This window comes from Owenweeksia hongkongensis DSM 17368, from assembly GCF_000236705.1.
In the GTDB taxonomy this organism is placed as follows: domain Bacteria; phylum Bacteroidota; class Bacteroidia; order Flavobacteriales; family Schleiferiaceae; genus Owenweeksia; species Owenweeksia hongkongensis.
In genome coordinates, this window is the sequence record NC_016599.1 from 863,080 (window position 1) to 884,330 (window position 21,251).

21 protein-coding genes are annotated in these 21,251 nt (G+C 38.8%); 12 read left to right on the plus strand and 9 right to left on the minus strand.

Annotation, left to right across the window (positions count from 1 at the left end):
- Positions 1–39 precede the first annotated feature (39 nt).
- From OWEHO_RS03985 to OWEHO_RS04010, 6 genes are all read left to right on the plus strand, one after another.
- Positions 40–915 carry a hypothetical protein gene (locus OWEHO_RS03985; protein ID WP_014201182.1) on the plus strand — a complete coding sequence of 292 codons (876 nt, stop codon included), beginning with the start codon at positions 40–42 and terminating at the stop codon, positions 913–915.
- A gap of 131 nt (positions 916–1,046) precedes the next feature.
- Positions 1,047–3,278 carry an FUSC family protein gene (locus tag OWEHO_RS03990; protein ID WP_014201183.1) on the plus strand — a complete coding sequence of 744 codons (2,232 nt, stop codon included), beginning with the start codon at positions 1,047–1,049 and terminating at the stop codon, positions 3,276–3,278.
- 115 nt (positions 3,279–3,393) lie between these two features.
- Positions 3,394–4,011, plus strand: coding sequence for a SatD family protein (locus tag OWEHO_RS03995; RefSeq protein WP_014201184.1), 618 nt, complete (start codon positions 3,394–3,396; stop codon positions 4,009–4,011).
- A complete protein-coding gene (locus OWEHO_RS04000) occupies positions 4,008–4,718 on the plus strand; it encodes a DUF3307 domain-containing protein (RefSeq protein ID WP_014201185.1) in 711 nt (236 codons plus the stop codon). Before OWEHO_RS03995 ends, OWEHO_RS04000 begins: the two co-directional genes overlap by 4 nt.
- Positions 4,719–4,776: 58 nt before the next feature.
- Positions 4,777–6,795, plus strand: coding sequence for a tetratricopeptide repeat-containing sensor histidine kinase (locus OWEHO_RS17790; protein ID WP_014201186.1), 2,019 nt, complete (start codon positions 4,777–4,779; stop codon positions 6,793–6,795).
- The gene (locus tag OWEHO_RS04010) at positions 6,785–7,177 is read left to right on the plus strand and encodes a response regulator (RefSeq protein ID WP_014201187.1); all 393 of its coding nucleotides are present in this window, start codon (positions 6,785–6,787) and stop codon (positions 7,175–7,177) included. The genes OWEHO_RS17790 and OWEHO_RS04010 overlap by 11 nt, the downstream gene beginning before the upstream one ends.
- A gap of 76 nt (positions 7,178–7,253) precedes the next feature.
- Here the strand turns inward: OWEHO_RS04010 and sucC are convergent, their stop codons facing one another.
- From sucC to OWEHO_RS04030, 4 genes are all read right to left on the minus strand, one after another.
- On the minus strand, positions 7,254–8,444 hold the full coding sequence (gene sucC, locus OWEHO_RS04015; protein WP_041627934.1) for an ADP-forming succinate--CoA ligase subunit beta: 1,191 nt from the start codon (positions 8,442–8,444) through the stop codon (positions 7,254–7,256).
- A 120-nt stretch (positions 8,445–8,564) separates the two neighbouring features.
- Complete coding sequence (locus tag OWEHO_RS04020; RefSeq protein ID WP_014201189.1) at positions 8,565–9,128, minus strand: hypothetical protein; 564 nt, start codon at positions 9,126–9,128, stop codon at positions 8,565–8,567.
- Positions 9,129–9,157: 29 nt separating this feature from the next.
- Positions 9,158–9,679 (minus strand): hypothetical protein, encoded by a 522-nt coding sequence (locus OWEHO_RS04025; protein WP_143764508.1) that lies wholly within the window; start codon positions 9,677–9,679, stop codon positions 9,158–9,160.
- Between the two features lie 59 nt (positions 9,680–9,738).
- Positions 9,739–10,245, minus strand: a complete 507-nt coding sequence (locus OWEHO_RS04030; RefSeq protein ID WP_223252715.1) for a hypothetical protein — start codon at positions 10,243–10,245, stop codon at positions 9,739–9,741.
- 207 nt (positions 10,246–10,452) lie between these two features.
- Between OWEHO_RS04030 and OWEHO_RS04035 the strand changes: the two genes are divergently transcribed.
- The 5 genes from OWEHO_RS04035 (at position 10,453) to OWEHO_RS04055 (ending at position 15,693) form a co-directional block, all read left to right on the plus strand.
- Positions 10,453–11,133, plus strand: coding sequence for an ABC transporter ATP-binding protein (locus OWEHO_RS04035; protein WP_014201192.1), 681 nt, complete (start codon positions 10,453–10,455; stop codon positions 11,131–11,133).
- A 24-nt stretch (positions 11,134–11,157) separates the two neighbouring features.
- Positions 11,158–11,757: a KpsF/GutQ family sugar-phosphate isomerase gene (locus OWEHO_RS04040; RefSeq protein ID WP_014201193.1), complete on the plus strand. Its 600-nt coding sequence runs from the start codon at positions 11,158–11,160 to the stop codon at positions 11,755–11,757.
- 397 nt (positions 11,758–12,154) lie between these two features.
- A complete protein-coding gene (locus tag OWEHO_RS04045; protein WP_014201194.1) occupies positions 12,155–13,882 on the plus strand; it encodes a T9SS type A sorting domain-containing protein in 1,728 nt (575 codons plus the stop codon).
- A 379-nt stretch (positions 13,883–14,261) separates the two neighbouring features.
- Positions 14,262–15,062 (plus strand): 3-deoxy-8-phosphooctulonate synthase, encoded by an 801-nt coding sequence (kdsA, locus tag OWEHO_RS04050; protein WP_014201195.1) that lies wholly within the window; start codon positions 14,262–14,264, stop codon positions 15,060–15,062.
- Positions 15,055–15,693, plus strand: coding sequence for a KdsC family phosphatase (locus OWEHO_RS04055; protein ID WP_014201196.1), 639 nt, complete (start codon positions 15,055–15,057; stop codon positions 15,691–15,693). Before kdsA ends, OWEHO_RS04055 begins: the two co-directional genes overlap by 8 nt.
- Positions 15,694–15,806: 113 nt before the next feature.
- Here the strand turns inward: OWEHO_RS04055 and OWEHO_RS04060 are convergent, their stop codons facing one another.
- Both OWEHO_RS04060 and OWEHO_RS04065 read right to left on the minus strand, forming a co-directional pair.
- Positions 15,807–17,447 carry a T9SS type A sorting domain-containing protein gene (locus tag OWEHO_RS04060; protein WP_014201197.1) on the minus strand — a complete coding sequence of 547 codons (1,641 nt, stop codon included), beginning with the start codon at positions 17,445–17,447 and terminating at the stop codon, positions 15,807–15,809.
- A gap of 109 nt (positions 17,448–17,556) precedes the next feature.
- Positions 17,557–18,381 carry an enoyl-ACP reductase FabI gene (locus tag OWEHO_RS04065; protein ID WP_014201198.1) on the minus strand — a complete coding sequence of 275 codons (825 nt, stop codon included), beginning with the start codon at positions 18,379–18,381 and terminating at the stop codon, positions 17,557–17,559.
- Positions 18,382–18,656: 275 nt separating this feature from the next.
- On the opposite strand from OWEHO_RS04065, the gene OWEHO_RS04070 reads away from it, so the two are divergent.
- Positions 18,657–19,724, plus strand: coding sequence for a PA0069 family radical SAM protein (locus OWEHO_RS04070; protein WP_014201199.1), 1,068 nt, complete (start codon positions 18,657–18,659; stop codon positions 19,722–19,724).
- On the opposite strand, the gene OWEHO_RS04075 is transcribed toward OWEHO_RS04070, so the two are convergent.
- From OWEHO_RS04075 to OWEHO_RS04085, 3 genes are all read right to left on the minus strand, one after another.
- Entirely contained in the window at positions 19,721–19,930 is a 210-nt protein-coding gene (locus OWEHO_RS04075; protein ID WP_014201200.1) for a hypothetical protein, read from the minus strand. The genes OWEHO_RS04070 and OWEHO_RS04075 overlap by 4 nt on opposite strands.
- A gap of 87 nt (positions 19,931–20,017) precedes the next feature.
- Positions 20,018–20,929: a DoxX family protein gene (locus tag OWEHO_RS04080; RefSeq protein WP_014201201.1), complete on the minus strand. Its 912-nt coding sequence runs from the start codon at positions 20,927–20,929 to the stop codon at positions 20,018–20,020.
- Between the two features lie 74 nt (positions 20,930–21,003).
- Complete coding sequence (locus OWEHO_RS04085; RefSeq protein ID WP_014201202.1) at positions 21,004–21,195, minus strand: hypothetical protein; 192 nt, start codon at positions 21,193–21,195, stop codon at positions 21,004–21,006.
- Positions 21,196–21,251 lie beyond the last annotated feature (56 nt).

The following is a 21,251-nucleotide window of genomic DNA, read 5'->3' on the forward strand; positions in this document are numbered from 1 at the left end:
GACACACAGTTATTGCTGTATTATTAATCTAAACTTTATATGCATTTAAAAACCTTTGTTTTAGCGGCTTTGGCCTTCGCTTGTGGCTCCCCTATTTACACCCAAGCACAATCTATGCACCTGTCTGACTTCTCAGTTTACCTGGGAGGCAACACCAGTGGAGACTATGGTACACTACAAGATTTTCAATTACTGGCACCAAATTCCAATCTTTTGCAAAATGATTTTACTGGATACAATAACTCCTCGGGTTATAATTCATGGAATTCCTCAGCGCGTATTTCATTTATGTTGGGGTTTGATTTTAAGAAAAAAGATGATGACGTAAGTAAGTTATCTCCACAACTTAGAATTGGCCTTACTTATACCAATGGTGTGTCACTATACAGTAACTATTGGAATGAGGATAGATTTGCCTACGACACCTTAACTTCTTCCCGCACAGGAAACCAAACCTTTGTGGATTCGGTGAATTATGACAGCTATGACATGAATTATCATTCAGACAATATTGTGCTGGACGTATCCCTTATCTTCCGCACTAACCCTGCGGCTCGCTGGTCTTTTTACGGTGGTGTTGGGGTAATGGGTGGAATGGCTATCAATGCTAACACCATTATTTATCATTACAATAATTCATACATCGAAAACCAAAATGACGATCAGTACTTTGAAAGACAATACAGTGATAGCTCTTTAGACGAAATGGAAACAGTAAGAAATGACAACTCATTTTTGGTAAGTGGCTACATTCCTATGGGAGTAGATTTTAGACTGGGCAAGAAAAGAGAACTCTGGAAAAGAACTCATTTGTTCTTTGAGTTACGTCCATCATTGAATGTCAATAATATTCCTGAAGTTGGCACTTTCACGCAAGGATCCGTGCACCACGGTTTTGGCATAAGAATCACATAAGCCAGAGAATTTTAAATTGCAGAAGAGCGTCTTAATTCAGTTTATGGCGCTCTTTTTTTATTAATAATATTCTTACATTTTTCGGAGCTGATACCGAGCAAGGACTATTTTAGCAAAGCCAAAATAGTCGCGTGAGCATCACCAAACAAAAAATAGCTGCATTCTTAAAAAGCCCTGACTTTTTCAAAGGTTTGGTATTGGCTTTAGCTATGGTCATTCCTCTTTTTATTGGCTATTCTCTGGACTATACCTCTTGGGGTCTTAGCATTGCCATTGGAGTTTTACTGAGCTCTACTTCTGATGTTCAGGGAAACTTTAGACATAAAGTTATCGGGATCATTACTTCTGCATCACTTGCGGCTGTATCAACCATCTTGATAAGCTTAGTACACGATTCATGGCTGCTCCTGCCCTCTTTCACTATTCTTATTTTCTGTATTTCCCTTATTTCGGTTTATGGTTTCCGTGCTTCCTTGGTAGCCTTTTCGGGAATGTTGGCCATGGTACTCACTTTTGTCCATCCTCATTCAGGTTTTGACTTGCTCTTACATGCCGGGTTCATTTTTACAGGAGGCATTTGGTATCTAAGCCTATCTGTTCTTTTGGCTCATATTTTACCACTTAAGCATACCGAAGTTTTGCTCGCAACATCTATGGAGCTAATCGCAAAATATATGCGCATTCGGGCCGAATTAGCTTTGGGAAATGATAATCCGGAAAAGCAAACAAAGCGGCTATTAGAGCTTCACGAACTCATAAATACAAACCTGGAAACTCTGCGAGAAATACTTCTTACCGCCAGAGCAGAGTCTGGTTCATCCAACCTTAGCAGGCGTTATTTATTGATTTTTATTGAATTGGTAGATATGATGGAATTAGCCGTAGCTAACTCTGCCAATTATCGTAGTGTAGATGATAAGTTCAGTAAGTACCCTGAAATAATTGATCCTTACGTTGATATCATTTTTGAATTAGCGAGGCAACTTGAACACATTGGAGAAGCTTTGCAGTCAAACATTAAGCTGGAAACTAACTCGGCTTTACAATCTTTATTAAAAGATGCTGAAGAAAGCGTGGAATTGTATGTGCAAAAAGTGGGAATGCCTAAGGCCCGTGAAGGTGCTTTGATGCTTCGAAACCTTTTGGACTACGAAGAAAAGCAAGTGCAAAAACTTGTTTCCATTGAGCGAATCCTTCAAAACTTAGTTAGCAAGAATCACTTACTCAAAATAAAGGATAGCCAAAAATTCATCACCCAACAGGACTACTCTTTTAAAGTGCTAGTCGAAAATTTTGGACTTCAATCGCCCATTTTCAGGCACTCGTTGCGTTTGGCCATCACTGTTTTAATAGGCTACTTTATTGGTAGCATTTTTCAAATTCAAAATTCATACTGGATACTCCTTACCATAATTGTGATCATGCGCCCCAATTATGGCCTCACCAAGCAGCGGTCTAAGCATCGTATTATTGGAACTTTAATAGGCGCGGGCATTGCATCGGTAATCGTATTGCTTACGCAAAACACTATTATTTATGGAGTATTGGCGGCCATCTCTTTGGTGTTGGCATTTTCTTTTATTCAAAAAAACTATAGAACATCGGCCATTTTTATCACCCTCAATATTGTATTTGTATACGCTCTTTTACAGCCCGATGCCTTCAATGTAATTCAATATCGTGTGCTTGATACTGTTACTGGCGCTGCCCTTGCCGTGATTGCCAATTTCCTGATTCTCCCTTCTTGGGAATTTATGAATGTCAACAGTTTTATTGAAAAGAGCATTGAGGCAAACTGCAAGTATCTTAAAGAAATTGATCAGTATTATCACAATAAGAAAAGCTTACCTCCCACATCGTACAAGTTGTCTCGCAAGCAAGCATTTTTAAGCTTGGGTAATCTCAATGCCGCTTTTCAGCGAATGGCACAAGACCCTCCCGCCAAGCAAAAAAATATTGGTGACTTGTTTGAAATTGTAGCGCTGAATCAGACTTTTCTTTCTGCCTCAGCCTCACTGGGAACTTTCATCCAAAACCATGATACCCTCCCTGCCTCTACTCACTTTGAAACGTATATTGAACATATTCAGCAAAATCTAAATGCAGCTATTGCCACTTTAAATAAAGAGGAACACAGAGAAAGTGCTGATCCTTCAAAAATTAAGGAAGCCAGTAAAATTCTTGAATCAAAGTTTGAAAGCCTTTCGGCTAAAAGAGAACAACAAATTGAGGATGGACAAACCGAAATTAGCGATGATTTACGCTTACGTCTCCAAGAATCTCGGTTGATTGCCGATCAGTTAAAGTGGCTGCACAACCTTTCGGAAAACCTAAAACGAGTAGTTAGCAATTATACCCGATAATTTCGATTATCGGGCTATAGCCTTATAAATCAAAATATCGGGTTATAGCCAGATAAATTAGATTATCTGCTTTAAAGCAGATATATTTGAGTATTGAAGTTGTAAAAAAATACTCATGACCAGTGTAATAATTGGAGACATCATAAATTCCCGAAATAGCGAAACGCCAAAGCAGTGGCTGAATTCACTGAAAACAGTACTGAATGAAATAGGCCCTGAACCCAAGGTTTGGGAAATATTTAGGGGCGATAGCTTTCAGGTGGAAGTTACCGACCCGAAAAAAGCCCTGCTCACAACACTCAAAATAAAAGCAGCCCTGCGCAGTGCGGTAAACCTGGATGTACGCATGGCTATTGGCATAGGCGAAAAAAGCTATAATGCCACCAAAATAACCGAAGCCAACGGTGATGCCTTTGTAAGAGCGGGAGAGCTTTTTGAAAATCTAAAGAAACACACTTTAGCCCTAAGCTCACCTTGGACAGATGTGGATAGCCAAATGAATTTGAACATAGAATTGGCCCTGTTGACAATAGATAATTGGACGCAAAATTCAGCTAAAACAGTTCAACTTTCCATTGCACACCCTAAAGCCACACAAAGTGATTTGGCAAAAATGCTGAACATATCGCAAAGCAGTGTAAGCGAGCGGCAAAAGCGAGCTGGCTTTGACGAAATCATGAAAATGAACCAGAGATATGAACTTCTTATTTCTCAAAAACTAAAAGAAATATGACATTTTTTCTCACCATATTATTAGCTCACCTTCTTGGGGATTTTGGTCTGCAACCCGCAAAATGGGTAAAGGATAAAATGCAGCGTAAGCACCGCTCGCCTAAGCTTTATTTCCACATTGGCATACATGCTCTACTCCTTTTGGTATTATTAAGTTTTGATTTTCAGTACTGGCTGGGAATACTCATTATAGTAGTAAGCCACCTGTTAATTGACATTTTAAAAATAAACCTACAAGGCAAATACAACAGCCGATTACTCTTTTTTGGTGACCAGTTTTTACACATTCTGGTGCTTATTGGAGTTACCCAAATTTACTTTCCTGACTTTATAAACTTCCCGGCACTTTGGAGCGAAAACCTACTGCTACTAGCTACTGCGGTTTCGTTACTCACTTTTGTTTCTTCCATTTTGATTAAGGTCCTAATCTCAAACTGGAGCCCTGCCACCGAAGATGACAAAGACGATTCATTGGCAAAAGCCGGCACCTATATAGGAATGCTGGAACGCCTTTTTGTTTTTGGATTTGTAATCTCCGGCCACTGGGAAGCCATCGGTTTTTTGATTGCTGCAAAATCTGTTTTTCGCTTTGGCGACCTAAAAGAATCTAAAGACCGAAAACTTACAGAATACATACTCATTGGCACACTTGTAAGTTTTGGAATCGCCATTTTAGTTGGAGTTTTATTTATTGCTATTCAAGAATAATATGATGAAAACTTAATAACTTAACAAACTAAACCCCACAACCAACCTCACTAAACTCATGATCTCTACTCTTCAAATACTACATTCCATTCTAAAAAAAATTGTAGGTTTTGCATTATTGCTAATTGCTGTTTCAACAGTAGCGCAACCAAATGATATTGAAGCCCTCCTCAAAAAAGGAGATATGGTGCTAGACACAAACCCAAGAGAGGCCCTCAATATTTATCACAAAGCTGCAGACGAGCTAACTACAAAAAATGCAAAACTGCTGCAAGCTAAGGTATACGCCAAATTAGGCACCACATCCCTCCAAATAGGATATTATCCCAAAGCGATTACTGAGCTTAAATCGGCTCTGGAAATTTATAAGCAACTTGGTAAAGACTCCATTGTAGCCGAGCTGTATAGTGACCTTGGCTCGGCCTATTACTTTGGTGAAATAAAAGGTGGAAATGAGGCAGAGAAGTATTTTCAAAAGGCTTATGCTGCATTTAGCAAAATAGGGTTACCCGTATCCGCACAGTTTAATGCTAATTACTTAGGTTACATACATTGGGCAAAGGGTGAAAAGGAAAAAGCACTGGAAATCCATAAGTTATGTCTCGCAGTATTTAATACCTTAAATAATTTAAAAGGTAGAACAATATGTCACAGCGATATTGGCTTTACTCTAAATTCTCTGGGCAGATATACTGAAGCACTGGACTACAATCTCAAAGCACTGGAGCTAGCCACACAAATGGAGGATGCGCTCGTAATAACTCCCATTCTAAACAATATTGGAATTAGTTACATCAATCTTAATGATTTAAATCAGGCAGAAAAATACTCCCTGCTAAGTCTTGATAAGGCCAAAGAAACAAGTCAAAACCTTAGAACCAAAGAAGCCTTGTCCAATTTACATAATGTTTACGCTCAAATGGGAGACTATAAAAAGGCGTATAACATTCATCTTCAGCTAAAAGTTATTAATGATTCTATAAAAGACCTTGCCGCAGTCAGGAAGCTAACCCAACGTGATGAACAAGCTGCATTTTCTCTAAAGCAAGCACAAATGAAAGCTCAGCAAGCAGAAAAGGATGCCCTTGCAACTGCAAGACTAAAGCATGAAAAGGATAGAAATATTGCTTTAATGACTGGCATCGGAATGTTAGTAATTATAGCTTTATTACTCACCCTGAATATAAGAGCACGAATAAAAAGATCGAAACTTCTTAAAAAGAAAAACAATCAACTAGAAGACTCTAATCTGCTTATTGCCAAGCAAAATCAAAAATTACTTGAAAATCAAAATGAAATAGAAGAAAATAATGAAGAATTAGAAACACTTTTAGATGAACTAAAGCGAGCACAATCAAAGCTTATTCAATACGAAAAATTAGCATCGCTAGGTGTGCTTACTTCTGGTGTGGCTCATGAAATAAATAACCCCCTCAATTTTATTAAGTCCGGCATTTACGCTCTTGAAGAAATTATAGAAAAACTTCCGGATGAAGAAGACAAGGAATTATCTATCACCATCGTAGAGCATATTGACACAGGAATGGAGCGAATCAATTATGTGATTGGTGAACTCAATCGCTTTAGCGGTAATAGCATAAGTAAAGATTTAGTCCCTTGCGATATCCGTAAAATTTTAGAAAATTGTCTTTTAGTATTAAAACCAAAAATTGATAGTGCAATTTGTACTATTAGCACTAATTTTGCCCATCATAATACGATAATACAAGGACACGAAGGAAGTCTACATCAGATATTTACAAATATTTTAGAAAACTCCATTCTCTCTATTACTAAATCAGGAACTATTACAATTTCCACTAAAATTTTAGAATCCAATCAATTGGAAATAAAAATTGAGGACACCGGCTGCGGAATGAGTGAGAAAATAATTCATCATGCATTTGATCCATTTTTTACAACAAGACCGCCAGGCGAAGGCACAGGACTTGGACTTTATGTAAGTTACAAGCTTATCACTTCCCATCTTGGGAGCATAAACCTTCAGTCTACAGAAAATGTTGGTACGGTATGTACCATTAAATTACCACTAAATTCTTCAAAGAATGACGCATAATCCTCCTATCAAAGTACTTTATGTGGATGATGAGCCTATAAATACGACTCTATTTAAAATTAACTTTAAAAAACATTTCGAGGTTATCCTATCAATGTCTGGCGAAGAAGCTTTAGCAAAACTAGAAGCAAATGAAGATATAGACGTAGTAGTTTCTGACTTTAAGATGCCAGGGCTTAATGGAGTTGAGTTTATCCGTGAAGCAAATGAAAAATATGGCCAGCGTCCATCTGTGATTCTTACAGGATTTGATACTAACAAGGATATTGAAGAAGCTATGCAAGATGGAAATGTAAATGCACTTTTACATAAGCCCATGGATAAGGAAGAGTTAATTGAGACAGTAAATAAGTGTTATAAAAACTTTCATCCTTCTTTATAAAAGAAATAAAACTAAAGCGCATAAAAAAACCCGGCTATTTGGCCGGGTTTTCTATTATATGTGCTTTGATAGACTCTTAACCTATCAATTCTTTCACTTTATCAGCTGCTTCTTTAAGAACGATTGCAGAGTGTACTTCTAGCCCACTTTCGTCAATCATTTTCTTAGCTTCTTCAGCGTTTGTTCCTTGTAACCTTACAATAATAGGAACGTTGATGTCGCCAATATTTTGGTATGCATCAATTACACCTTGTGCTACACGATCACAACGAACGATACCTCCAAAGATGTTTACCAAAATTGCCTCTACTTTCTCATCCTGAAGAATGATACGGAAAGCTTTCTCTACACGAGCAGCGTCAGCGGTACCACCTACGTCAAGGAAGTTAGCCGGGTTACCACCTGCCATTTTGATAATATCCATAGTAGCCATTGCAAGACCAGCACCGTTTACCATACATCCTACGTTACCGTCAAGGTTTACGAAGTTTAGACCAGCTTCACCAGCTTCTACATCAATAGGATCTTCTTCACGCTTGTCGCGCATTTCTGCGTAATCTTTGTGACGGAAAAGACCGTTGTCATCCAAAGTTACTTTAGCATCGACAGCAAGAATCTTGTCGTCAGAAGTTTTAAGCACAGGGTTGATTTCAAACAAAGAAGCATCGATACCATCATAAGCCTTGTAAAGAGACATTACGAATTTGGTCATTTCTTTAAATGCTTTTCCGCTAAGACCAAGGTTAAAGGCAATCTTGCGAGCCTGAAATCCTTGAAGACCAACTTTAGGATCAATCTCTTCAGTAAAAATCAAGTGTGGAGTTTTGTCCGCCACTTCTTCGATATCCATTCCACCTTCGGTAGAATACATAATCATATTACGGCCTGTGTTACGGTTTAGCAATACAGACATGTAGATTTCAGAAGTTTCGCTATCACCAGGATAGTATACATCCTCTGCAACCAAAACCTGGTGTACCTTTTTACCTTCAGCAGAAGTTTGAGGAGTAACCAATTGCATTCCGATAATGTCTGAAGCAATATTTTTTACGTCATCAAGAGATTTTGCAAGCTTCACACCGCCACCTTTTCCGCGACCACCAGCGTGAATTTGTGCTTTCAAAACCCACCATCCGGTGCCAGTTTCCTCGCTCAATTTCTTTGCAGCTGCTACGGCTTCATCAGGCGTAGATGCAACAATACCGCGCTGTACAGTCACTCCGTATGAGGCAAGTATTTCTTTACCTTGATATTCGTGTAGATTCATATATCGTATTTTTATTTTTATAAGAAGTGGCGCAAAAATAGCGGTATCATTCATTTGGAGAAAATTTTCGGGCGCTTTTATCAATCTTTTCACTTCCACCCCATTAAACTCCCATATTGACTACAATGAAAAATAAAATTGACCATCGGTTATAAGAAGAGTATCTGGATACTTCTCTGCATCACAACCTTGTACTTTATACATATGCAGCGCAAATCTCCCAGTAACTTCATTGAAATTATTGCGTTGCCCATCAAGAACGATCCAATTGTTAATGGAATCACTTTCTACAACTTCAAATATTTCGCAACCCACATCATAAAATTTTCGTGACGAAAAAAAGCCAGATACCTGCGTTACTAATTCTGGAGCAATTGTACCTAGCGAATCGATGTTGTAAATTCTTTGAACAGAATCCAGTTTATTATGCACATACTCAATGCTTAAAACTTCCCATGGCGATGGTTCTCCGCCCGACATGCGGTATTTTTCCAATGCCATTAGAAACTTATCTCCGCGTTTCTTAGCCCTCACTTCTGTATCTAGCAACTCACCACTTATTTTAAATGAAGCTTTGCCTACAGAAGGAATATCTGTCTTAGCGTTTTTTTCGCAGGATGAAAGTAGAGTTACTGCCAATAAAAATATTGACATTAAAATACTTTCAAATAAGTATATTTTCATGTTTTGTTTGATAACGGGGTTCTTGCGTATTACAATGAAAAGTAAAATTGACCATCGGTGATTAATATAGTATCTGAGTAAAGTGCGGAAGAGCAGCCTCCTTCTTTGTACATATACATAGAAAAACTACCACGTACATCATTAAAGTTATTCTTCTCCTTATCTATTCTTACCCAGTTTTTAATTGAATCTTGTCCAATAACTTTATAGGAGTCACAAAGGATATCGTAAAACTCGAGCGTAGCAAATGATCCCGTAACCGAGTTACTATATGATACTCCACTTCCGTATATCCGCTGAGTAGAATCCGTTGTTTTCATGAAATTATCTATACTTAAAGTTTCCCAAGGGTATAGGTCTCCATGCTGCTCTCTATAATGCTCCAGTATGATTACGAGCTTGCCGTCTCTATTCAAAACTTTTATTCCTGCATTTAAGGGCTCTCCATTTACTTTGAAGAATGCTCTACCATCAGTTGAAAAAACATTTCCTTGGCTTTCTTCTTTTTCACAAGATGATAGAAGAGCTACCGCCAACAGGAATATTGACATTGGGATACTTTTAAATAGGCATTGTTTCATGTTCAACTTGGTAACAGGGTTGTTGTGCATTATAATACAAAGTAAAATTGGCCATCGGTAATCAGTAAAGTATCTGGGTAAATAGTTGAGCTACAAGATGATGTTCTGTACAAATGCATTGAAAAACTCCCCCATACTTTCTTAAAGTCATTTTTCTGTTGATTTATCCGTACCCAATTGTTTACAGAGTCTTGCTCTATTACCTCATAATAATCACATTGCACATGACCGAGTTCCTGATTAGTAGAAAAAGAGCCAGAAACCGTTGTCACCAGCCAAGGTGCTGTAGAAATTAAAGAATCAAGCATAAAGATTCTCTGAATCGAATCTTCCTTTTTACGAATCATTGAAATTCCAATATCCTCCCAAGGCACCATCATCCCATCTATTTCCTCGAAATGGGTCATTATGATACTCACTTTATCACCTCTATGCCTAGAGTTTACCTCAGCTCCCCAATCCATTCCATTAATTTTGGCTGATGCCTTTCCTTGAGTTTCAATATCCCCGGTTTCGTCTCTTTCACATGAAATCATGCCCAAAACGAATAAAAGTGTTATAACAAAAGGGTATGATAAATTGATAAACCTATTCATTAAAAGAGTAATATTTGTCATTCAAAAAATTATCCAGCGCAAAGAACAAAATTTAAATTCAGATTAAACTAAATCCATTCATGAAGTTGTTGCGTTCAATAAATGTCCACTCTATATCGTAGGTTTGACACTTCAACGCATTGAAAGATGATACAAGCACAACAAATTGAAAAATCCTACGGCTCACTAAAAGTGTTGAAAGGTGTAAATCTGGAAATTAACCAGGGGGAAATTGTTTCCATCATGGGTGATTCTGGTGCCGGAAAAACCACCTTGCTCCAAATTTTGGGCACTTTAGAAAATCCTGATAGCGGATTGCTTCATATAAATGGCGAAGATGTTTTTAAGCTTTCGCAAAAAAAACTCTCAAAGTTTAGAAATGACCACATCGGTTTTGTGTTTCAGTTTCATCACCTCCTGCCGGAGTTCACTGCTTTAGAAAATGTTTGCATTCCCGGCTTTATTGGCAAAAGGTCAAAGCCTGAAGTAGAAAAACGCGCTAAAGAACTGCTTGATTTTTTGGGATTAAAAGATAGAATGACACATAAACCCTCAGCCATGAGTGGTGGTGAACAACAACGTGTGGCCGTGGCCCGTGCGCTGATCAATAATCCTTCGGTAATATTGGCCGATGAGCCCACAGGAAATCTGGATTCCAAAAATGCGGAAGAATTGCACCGTCTGTTTTTTGAAATCAGGAATGAATTTAACAACACCTTTGTGGTAATTACCCATAACCCCGAGTTGGCAAACCTTGCAGACCGTAAGCTAAAAATGATAGACGGCCTGCTGGAAAATCAGTCGCTCGAAGGTGTAAGAAAACATTAATTTAGCTGGCTCAATTTGCATCAAATGATCCAATCGAAAATAAAAGAACTTATAGCCAAAGAGGTAGAAGCCATTCAGAACATTCCGATTGACGGAATTATTCAGGAAGCTGTGGCTTTGATTAAAGAACAAGTTCACAACAAAAACGGAAAAGTTGTAATCAGTGGGATGGGCAAAGCCGGACAAATCGGTTTAAACATTGGCACCACACTAAGCTCCACAGGAACTCCGGCAGTGTTTATGCACCCAAGCGAAGCACAGCATGGCGATCTGGGAATGGTGCAAGCAAATGATGTTCTCCTGCTTATTTCAAACTCCGGGAAAACCCGGGAGATTATTGAACTTGAACATTTGGCAAAACGCCTTTATCCAAATATTAAAATCATTGGCCTTACAGGAAACCCTGATGGCCCGTTGGCCCAGTTTAGCGACATCTGCCTAAGTACCGGAAACCCAAAGGAGATTTGTCCACTAGACCTCACTCCTACTACTTCTACCACGGTAATGAGCGTAGTTGGTGATATTTTGGTGGTATTAATGATGGAAGAAATTGGTTTTAGCAAAGAGGAATATTCGAAGAGACACCATAGTGGGTATTTGGGTGATATGGCGAGGAAGAAATAGACTTCCGTGTTATTTTCTTGAAACTGCTTTTGAAAGCAATCGTAACAATACCTCGATAGTCCGGATTAGCACTTTGTCATTAATGTTTGAGAAACACCGATTACATTATTTGATTTGCCATTATGTGCACACATTACTTCTGGTGATAACAATGAAGGTGTCTGTAAAATGAACCAAAACTTAGACTTCTTTAATTCTATAACCCTATCCTTCGCTACTTTTTAAAAAGATCAATCTTCCAAAACAGTACCTAAACTTAGGTATAAACCTAAAGTAGAATTTGACTCTTTAAAGTACTTTCTAAAGTTTTACTTTGCATCAAAATATTTTGCGAAATAAATGAATTTGAATATGACATTCATTATGTAGAAATAGCAAAATAAAATCAACACTAACAATGATCAACTACACTAAAAACTCGCTACTCAAGCTAACACTTTGCCTATTACTTTTGGCAGGTATGAACACCACCTTTGCACAAACCTGGAATCAATTAGGGATGGATATGGATGGTGAAACCCCCAATAATCAATCAGGTGCGGCTTTAAGCCTAAGTGCAGATGGCTTGACACTAGCTATTGGAGCAACCGGAAATTACGGAAGCGGATCTAAAGCAGGTCATGTGAGAGTATATAGCCTGGACACAGCCACGTGGACTCAGATAGGTGCAGACATTGATGGTGAAGCAGCCTTTGATCATTCGGGTGTTTCGATAAGTCTTAGTGCGGATAGCATGACGGTAGCTATTGGTGCAACTGGGAATAACGGAAACGGTGCATATTCTGGTCATGTTCGGGTATATAGTTTTATTTCTGGAGCATGGACGCAGATAGGTGCAGACATTGACGGAGAAGCAGCGGATGACTTATCCGGCCGCTCTGTAAGCCTAAGTGCTGATGGCTTAACGGTAGCCATAGGGGCACCAGAAAATGACGGAAATGGATCAAATGCCGGACACGTACGCGTATACAGTTTGATTTCGGGCGTATGGACACAGCAGGGTGCGGACATTGACGGTGAAGCCACCGATGACGAATCAGGCTGGTCAGTAAGCCTTAGTGCGGATAGCTTAACTGTAGCCATTGGTGCACCTAATAATGACGGAAATGGTCAGGATGCAGGCCATGTACGGGTATTTAAATTGGATACGGGTGCTTGGATTCAACAAGGTGCAGACATTGATGGTGAAGCCATTGGCGATTTGTCTGGTCAATCCGTAAGTCTCAGTGCAGATGGCTTAACAGTGGCAGTTGGCGCACGTTATAATGATGAAAATGGAACGGATGCTGGCCATGTACGTGTGTATGAATTGATTTCTGGTGTATGGACACAAAAAGGATCTGATATTGACGGTGAAGCAGCCGATGATAGGTCAGGCGGATCTATAAGTCTTAGTGCAGATGGCCTAACCCTAGCTATTGGAGCACAATTAAATGATGGTAATGGATCGAATGCCGGACATGTACGGATATATAAGTTTACTACCGGTGAATGGACACAACTAGGCCCCGACATTGAAGGTGAAGCAATGAATGATGAATCAGGACTTTCCGTAAACCTCAGCGCTGATAGTTTGACTGTAGCTGTGGGAGCGAGGTTTAATGATGGTAACGGAAATGATGCTGGACATGTGAGGGCATATAAATTTTGCCCTGTAGATGTGTCAATTACAAATAATGCCCCCACACTTACAGCTAACACATTTGGGGCTACCTACCAATGGCTAGATTGTGATAATAACTTTGACAGCATAGTTGGAGAAACCAGTCGATCATTTATCCCCAGAAAAAATGGTAACTATGCTGTAGCAGTAAGTCAAAATGGTTGTACCGGCATTTCTTATTGTGAAGCAGTACACAATGCTGGGCTTGCGGAAAATAGCTTTGGCAATAACTTTAAACTATACCCCAATCCTACTGATGGAAATCTACACATTGAGTTCGGAAAAACATATAAATATACTAGCATAACCGTTACTAATCAAGTGGGACAAGAAGTATTGAAAAAGGAATTGGGCCATGCCCACTCGGTAGACTTAAATCTTGATGTAATGCCAGGTATTTACTTTTTAGAAATTCTTTCAAGTAAGGGCCACAGAGCATTGCTGAAAGTGGTAAAACAATAAATACTGTATACCCCATGCATTTCTTGATTCCTGTGTTTTCCACATATGGACAATTGCTTATAAAAATACTCTCTGCTCAATCAAACCAACACCTCATTTAACAGTGGCATACGAAGTCTAACAAAACAAAAGTTCTTTAAAATGCTCTCCCCGATAATTATCGGGGTTGCATGCTTTTTATCAATGAAAAAGTATGAGTCATGCGGCTTGAGCAATGATATTTTTCGGCTAAAATATGAGAATGTCCTCCTCCACCTCGTACCTCGGCACCTCCTCCTTAGGAGGACATGGGCCTTATGCTCGAGGGGATGTTTGAAACACGGGGGTGGACAACAAGAGATTTAAAGCACACCTCAAAATCCTTCCCAAACCCTTACTTTTGCAAGCAAATATTCTGAACCGAATGAAATTCACACTTATAGCTGGCCCCTGTGCCATAGAAGATAAAGAGATGGCGCTGCACATCGGAAAGACGGTGAAAGCCATTTGCGATGAGCTGGACATCCGCTACATTTTTAAAGGAAGCTACCGCAAGGCCAACCGCTCTAAGCTAGACAGCTTCACTGGAATTGGTGATGAAAATGCCCTTCAAATATTAAAAGAAGTTGGTGAAGAGTTAGGTGTAGAAACCATTACCGATATTCACGAAAGCCACGAAGCAGATCTCGTTGCAAAATATGTGGACCATATTCAGATTCCTGCTTTTCTTTGTCGCCAAACGGAACTTCTACTTGCTGCCGGTAAAACCGGTAAAGGTGTGAACATCAAAAAAGGTCAGTTTCTTTCACCAGAAGCTATGATGTTCCCAGTGGAGAAAGTGCTTTCTACAGGAAACAAAAATGCTTGGGTGTGTGAACGCGGCACCACTTTCGGTTACTCCGATCTTATTGTTGACGCTACTTCTATTTCAAGATTGAAAGCTCACGGTGTGCCCGTAATCATGGATTGTACACATTCTGTACAAAAGCCAAATCGCACTGAGGGCGTAACAGGTGGTGATCCCAGTTTGATTGAGACTATCGCTCTTTCGGCTATTGCCACTGGAGCTGATGGTTTCTTTATCGAAACTCACCCTGATCCAAAATCGGCCAAAAGTGACCCTCACACGATGCTTCAGCTGGATAAGCTAAAGCCGATTCTTGAAAAATGTATGAAAATCAGAAACGTGCTCAATGGCTGATACCTCTCTTTTCGTTAGCAATATTCAGTATTTGGTAAAGAAGGGCTTGTTACGAAACGAGCCTTCCTCTTTCGATTTAGATACCCTACTCGAGGTAAGCAAAACTACTTCTATTCCTGTTGAGCATCTTTTACATAAAAACTTGGAGAAGCGCGAGTCTATCCGCAATCGTGCTATCAAAATGCTCATCATGGATTGTGATGGAGTACTGACGGATGGTGCTATGATTTTTAGTAAAAACGGTGATGAGATAAAGCGCTTTAACGCTAAGGATGGACAAGGCATAAAGCAATGTCGTGAAAACGGCATCAACACCGGAATCATCAGTGCTGGAATTAGCACTGGCCTGGTAGAAAAGCGTGCAGAAATGCTTGGCGTAAAACATGTCTACGTTGGCAAACAACCTAAGTTGGAAATTCTGAATGATTGGCTTTTAGAGCTAAATCTTAAATTTGAAGATATCGCCTACATCGGTGATGATGTTACCGATATTCCTATTCTCGAAAAAGTGGGAGCTTCCTTCTGCCCTGCCGATGCCGTATCTGCTGTAAAGCAAACCGCTGAAGTGGTGCTAAGCCTAAACGGTGGTGCAGGCTGTGTGAGGGAGTTGATTGAGGATTATTTGGTTTGATCAAAGTCCAGAAATTCCCCTTCAATGTTTGAAGGGGTGCCCAGAGGGCGGGGTAGTTAGATGATTAGGAAAAATTTTCCTGTTCCATTTAATCTATTAATTGTAGAATGCTCCTATTCCTTTATTAATTTTTGACTTATCACCTCCTCACCTATTTGCACCTGTAAAAAGTAAATTCCTTTTGGCAGTCCATTTAGATTGATCGTCATCTTGGTGTCTGTCAAAGAATTAATATTCAACTCTACTTCTCGGCCATCGAGACTAAATAGCTGCATAGACTCCAAATCTTTAAGATCACCTTCTATATGAAAGTCATCAACTACAGGATTTGGGTAAAAAGAAACTTTGGAAACACCGCTTACTTCTTCAATCCCTATGCTTGAAGTAATAAATACACATGCAGAATTATCACTTAGGTTATCTTCTTGTCGATTGTCTGGAACTGCTACGTAAAAACATCCCTGACCAGAAGGCCATTCCACTCTAATATTTACGTTCCTTGTAAAACTCCTAGTTTCTCCCGGAGGCACTAGTAATTTTTTTATTGAGTTATGTCTAGACACACAGCCGTGCATACCTGAAAAGTGATTATACAATACTCTAAACTGATGAATGGTATCGCTACCACGATTAGTCACGAAAAGTTTATATTCTTGGTATTGCCAAAACGCTGTGGTAGAAAGTACCTGTACGAATACCGCACTATCCATACTAATTTCATTTCTTTCAATTTCGTTCGGTGCAGAAATATCAGCCTTCAACAGAACTTGGTTAAGTTCTAAAGATGGAGAGTATACAGAACCCGCAACACACAATATGGTATTACTATCTGAAGGATATACATCTACAATATCAAATTGTGTAGCTAGACCTTTTATACTATCTATGTCAATAATTGTCAAATCAGGTAAGCGTAAGGTCAAAACTCTTGAAGCATCCATTAAAAACAAATGATTATCTACAATGTGATAAATTTGATAACCAGGGATAGCATGACTTGTATAAGATGTAAGCGTTGTATCCATCTTTACAATAGAATCTGCAGTTAACAGAAGTATAGAGTCAATGTCATAAAAATGAGCATACTTTACATCTGAAGGCACAAATTGAGGTATTCCCCAATAATTTTGTGGACCCTCTTCAAAAACCTTGAACTTACAAACATTCCCACCGAAAAGTGTTGACACTTGTAGCATAAACTCTCCATCATACATTGGCGCAATAAAATCTCCCTGTTCAGAGATTAGCGAGCCATTTTCATCAAGTCTTTCTAATTTATTGCTTACAGGAAAATACCCCCAGGGTTGAAGTGAATTATGCCAAAATGCTATACTCGTATCATTTAAAAACTTGGCCTGCCACACATCATCAACATCTAACCCTATATTCTTTGTATTTAAAATAACAAAACTGGCGGTATCAATTTCCACATAATTGATTTCGCTATTGTTCCCACAACCATGCTGTTGATTGGCAACTATGTGTAACTTTCCATTTGAAAACCTATAATCCCATAAACCTGAAGCGATATTGAAACTCCCTACTTGTACATATTCATCGCTAATTAGTTTATACTTCTGTAGATACGCCATTGAATCTCGCACAGAATTATACTTACTCAAAACAATCAATGTGTTCCCTGTAACAGATAGTATTTTAGATGGTCGACCATTATAGTTCAAATTATATGTGGTGATTTGTGCATTTCCTGAAAGGGAAAACAAAAAAGCGATAGTCAGAAGGAGTCTTTTCATAACTATAAATCTAAAGCTTTTCCGCAACACTCTAAACGCAAAAAACCCCGCTCCGAACGCTTTCGAAGCAGGGTCTTAATATTTACTTGAATTAAGTAATTCGCTAAAACTACTCGCTTTCGTTATTCATAAACTGCGCCATCACAGCATCACTCACGCCTACATTGCTAAAACCTCCATCATGATATAGGTTTTGCATAGTCACCTTACGAGTAAGGTCAGAGAACATAGAGATTACATATCCTGCACATTCATCTGCTGTAGCATTACCTAGAGGGCTCATTTTGTCAGCATAATTGATAAAGCCATCAAAGCCTTTAACTCCGCTTCCTGCGGTGGTTGCCGTTGGAGATTGAGAAATGGTATTCACCCGAACTTTGTTACGAACACCCCAGTGGTATCCAAAGCTACGGGCAATACTTTCAAGATATGACTTGTTATCTGCCATATCATTATAGTCAGGGAATGTACGCTGAGCGGCCATATAGGTAAGAGCCATAATACTACCCCACTCATTCATGCTGTCCAGTTTCCAGGCAGTTTGCATCACTTTGTGAAATGATACTGCTGAAATATCCCAACCTTTGGCCATCCAATCATAGTTAAGGTCTGTATAGTGTTGACCTTTTCTTACGTTGATAGACATACCGATTGAATGCAAAACGAAATCCAGCTTACCTCCTAATTTCTCTTCAGCTTGCTTAAAGAGGTTTTCAAGATCTTCCATATTTGTTGCATCGGCAGGAATCACTTCAGAACCAGTTTGCTCAGCCAGTTTATTTATGGCTCCCATACGCAAGGCGACAGGTGCATTTGTCAAAATAAATTTTGCTCCATGCTCATTTGCTTGTTGAGCAACTTTCCATGCTATGGAGTTTTCATCTAAGGCTCCGAATATTATTCCTCTCTTTCCTTCTAAAAGTTTTGCAGACATAAAATTGGTTTTTTTGAAGGCGGTAAAGTTAGAATATTTAGCAAACTAGCGTGAATAATACTACGCTTGAATTTCAGGCTGGCAAAACGTTTTTACCAGCCTTCTTTAATTAATATTCAAGCCATTGCCATCCACTTAGTTAAGTAGTACCTCAATCACTTTTAGTCTTCTTGATAAGTTATTTGAATACCTCTTATTTAGACTGGTAATCCTCTCTTCTCCTTCTTACATTTGGGTAACTAGGTCGATTTGTATAAGCTTTTGAATGTCAGCTGATGGATTATAAAAAAGGAAGAGGAGCACAAATAAATACGCATAATCGCTTTGCGCAAAACAACTACGAGGTAGAAGATGAGTATCTGGAATTTCTACGATTGAATGATGAAGATACTAGTTTGGAGCAAAAGACGAAGTTCATTGAGGTTTACCCAAAATCTATTGTAAACAAGGTTGCAAGCCCGGACGTGGGCATGGCCTGGAGTATGAACCCGTACCAAGGCTGTGAGCATGGTTGCACCTATTGCTATGCTCGTAATTCACATGAATATTGGGGCTACAGTGCCGGAAGCGAGTTTGAGCAAATCATTTTGGTAAAGAAAAATGCTCCACAACTTTTAGAGAAGCATCTACAGAAAAAATCCTGGGAGCCAGAGCCTATTATGCTCTCTGGAAATACGGATTGTTACCAGCCCGCTGAAGCCAAATTTGGCATAACCCGAAAACTATTAGAAGTATTATTAAAGTACAAAAATCCAGTAGGCATTATTACCAAAAATGCACTCATTCAGCGTGATTTAGATATACTGAAAGAACTGAATAATTATGGCTTGCTAAAAGTGAGTTTGTCCATCACAAGTCTGGAAGAAGGTCTGAGAAGAAAACTGGAGCCTAGAACAGCTTCTGTAAAACGAAAGCTTCAAACCATTGAGCTATTTGCCAAACATAACATCCCTGTAAATGTAATGATGGCCCCTATTATCCCCGGTTTGAATAGCCATGAGATTTTGCCTTTAGCCAAAACTGTATCTGATGCGGGAGCGCTTTCTATAAACTACACCACGGTAAGGCTAAATGGACAAATTGGTGAGATTTTTCTGGATTGGTTGGATCACAATTTTCCCGACCGGGCACAAAAAGTAAAACACCAAATAGAAGAACTACACGGTGGTAATTTGAATGACTCAGAATATGGACGAAGGATGCGTGGTGATGGCAAGATAGCCGAACAAATACGCAGTTTATTTATGCTTGCACGGAAAAAGTACTTTAAAGGGAAGGCAATGCCCGAGTATAATTTTGAGCATTTTGTACGAGCCCCAAAAGGACAAATGGAATTATTCTAGTCTAGAATACAAACCACACTTTGCCCATTCGCATTGAAAGTATCCTGCTGATCTTCACATTCACTTTTTGCATCGTCCTCCTTTATGCTTTGGTATTCATACTCCTGCGTGTAACCATCTTCCGTGCATACGCACGTGTATTCTTTTCGGCAAGAACTCAAAATTACTACAGCAGCCACGGCTCCGATATACAGTACATTTTTCATAAAACTACAAGTGAAGGTTTTAAATATTGGCTTGTTTAAGCACACACCGAATATAAGAAAACAACGAACCTAATTGTCTACTTAATATTAGCTTTTACCATTCAGGAAGTTTGTGATTTCTTTTTCGTCAATAGTTCTGTAATTCATCTCAGAAATAACTTTTCCATCTTCAATTAACAATGTCAAAGGCATCATTCCTTTAGTAATACTCAAGAAAGGTTCGCGAGGTAAACGTGAAAATTCAAAAACCTGAGAATGCGTTTCTTCAAAAAACTCAATGGGATTTCCACTCATTCCTCCAAAAATAATATTTACTTGAGACCTTTGGATGTCATTTTTTCTAACTAAAGCAGAGATACGTTCGGACGACATTTTACAGTACTTACATTTCATGCTATAAAAACTAAGCATCTTTCGCCCTTTTAAAAATTTTGTGGAAATTTCTCCATTAGCAATCGCATCATCTAATGCAGTCTGATTGTATTCTGCCGAATTGAATTGTCCTTTTACAAAAAGATCTGGTGGAGAAATTACAAAAGGTACAATAACAGAAGCTGCAAAAACCAAACTCACCACTAGCTGCTTAAGACGAAAATCGAATGTAACATCATCTTTCCTTATCAGTAATAATAGACCGATAAGTACCACGTTTTTTAGGAGTGATTCAGCTGGGGACATTTCCATAAGCTCTCCTAAACAAAAACAGTTTTCATCGCTACCAAGCAGCAACTGTTTTGCTAAGAAGCCAGTCAGAACTAATATAAACAGAAATGTAAGTCTCCAAATAGCTTTATAACCTAGCTTAAAAATAATTCCAACACCAGCTATTATTTCTGCCGCAACTATCAATCTAGCTACCACACTTGCTCCGTCAAATGAAAGAAAACTAGATCTGAAAACATACACCTCGAATGCCCCCATTGCATCGAGCTTTCCATAGGCTGAAAAAATAAAAAACACCCCAACGATGAGGCGAAGAGCAAGTTTTAACCACTTCATAATTCAAAATATTAAGCACAAAAAAAAGCTATATTTTTCAATATAGCTTTTCAAGTATTAAAACTTTTAGAGTCTTACTTCAACTCACACTCAGATCCGCCAGCTTCTAGAGCATCACAAGCGTCCTCAGCATCTCCTTTCTTTTGGTCTTCTAATTCAAAACTTGTTGATACACCAAGAATAGTACATTCACATGTGTAATCTTTTTTGCAGCTAGCCAATGAACCGATAGCAGCGATAGCGAATACGAAAAGTAATTTTTTCATCTTAAGAATAATTGTTAAATGAGGTTAAAACAAACAGCTTTTTACTGTTTTTAATT

What these genes read in the sequence shown, in the direction of transcription:
- OWEHO_RS04075 (WP_014201200.1), bottom strand. Translation starts at nt 19,930, where the DNA reads ATGAAAAATGTACTGTATATCGGAGCCGTGGCTGCTGTAGTAATTTTG.
- OWEHO_RS04070 (WP_014201199.1), top strand. Translation starts at nt 18,657, where the DNA reads ATGGATTATAAAAAAGGAAGAGGAGCACAAATAAATACGCATAATCGC.
- OWEHO_RS03995 (WP_014201184.1), top strand. Translation starts at nt 3,394, where the DNA reads ATGACCAGTGTAATAATTGGAGACATCATAAATTCCCGAAATAGCGAA.
- OWEHO_RS04045 (WP_014201194.1), top strand. Translation starts at nt 12,155, where the DNA reads ATGATCAACTACACTAAAAACTCGCTACTCAAGCTAACACTTTGCCTA.
- OWEHO_RS04030 (WP_223252715.1), bottom strand. Translation starts at nt 10,245, where the DNA reads ATGATTTCATGTGAAAGAGACGAAACCGGGGATATTGAAACTCAAGGA.
- OWEHO_RS04000 (WP_014201185.1), top strand. Translation starts at nt 4,008, where the DNA reads ATGACATTTTTTCTCACCATATTATTAGCTCACCTTCTTGGGGATTTT.
- OWEHO_RS04010 (WP_014201187.1), top strand. Translation starts at nt 6,785, where the DNA reads ATGACGCATAATCCTCCTATCAAAGTACTTTATGTGGATGATGAGCCT.
- OWEHO_RS03985 (WP_014201182.1), top strand. Translation starts at nt 40, where the DNA reads ATGCATTTAAAAACCTTTGTTTTAGCGGCTTTGGCCTTCGCTTGTGGC.
- OWEHO_RS04085 (WP_014201202.1), bottom strand. Translation starts at nt 21,195, where the DNA reads ATGAAAAAATTACTTTTCGTATTCGCTATCGCTGCTATCGGTTCATTG.
- OWEHO_RS04035 (WP_014201192.1), top strand. Translation starts at nt 10,453, where the DNA reads ATGATACAAGCACAACAAATTGAAAAATCCTACGGCTCACTAAAAGTG.
- OWEHO_RS04055 (WP_014201196.1), top strand. Translation starts at nt 15,055, where the DNA reads ATGGCTGATACCTCTCTTTTCGTTAGCAATATTCAGTATTTGGTAAAG.
- OWEHO_RS04060 (WP_014201197.1), bottom strand. Translation starts at nt 17,447, where the DNA reads ATGAAAAGACTCCTTCTGACTATCGCTTTTTTGTTTTCCCTTTCAGGA.
- OWEHO_RS04020 (WP_014201189.1), bottom strand. Translation starts at nt 9,128, where the DNA reads ATGAAAATATACTTATTTGAAAGTATTTTAATGTCAATATTTTTATTG.
- OWEHO_RS17790 (WP_014201186.1), top strand. Translation starts at nt 4,777, where the DNA reads ATGATCTCTACTCTTCAAATACTACATTCCATTCTAAAAAAAATTGTA.
- OWEHO_RS04080 (WP_014201201.1), bottom strand. Translation starts at nt 20,929, where the DNA reads ATGAAGTGGTTAAAACTTGCTCTTCGCCTCATCGTTGGGGTGTTTTTT.
- sucC (WP_041627934.1), bottom strand. Translation starts at nt 8,444, where the DNA reads ATGAATCTACACGAATATCAAGGTAAAGAAATACTTGCCTCATACGGA.
- OWEHO_RS04065 (WP_014201198.1), bottom strand. Translation starts at nt 18,381, where the DNA reads ATGTCTGCAAAACTTTTAGAAGGAAAGAGAGGAATAATATTCGGAGCC.
- OWEHO_RS04040 (WP_014201193.1), top strand. Translation starts at nt 11,158, where the DNA reads ATGATCCAATCGAAAATAAAAGAACTTATAGCCAAAGAGGTAGAAGCC.
- OWEHO_RS04025 (WP_143764508.1), bottom strand. Translation starts at nt 9,679, where the DNA reads ATGTCAATATTCCTGTTGGCGGTAGCTCTTCTATCATCTTGTGAAAAA.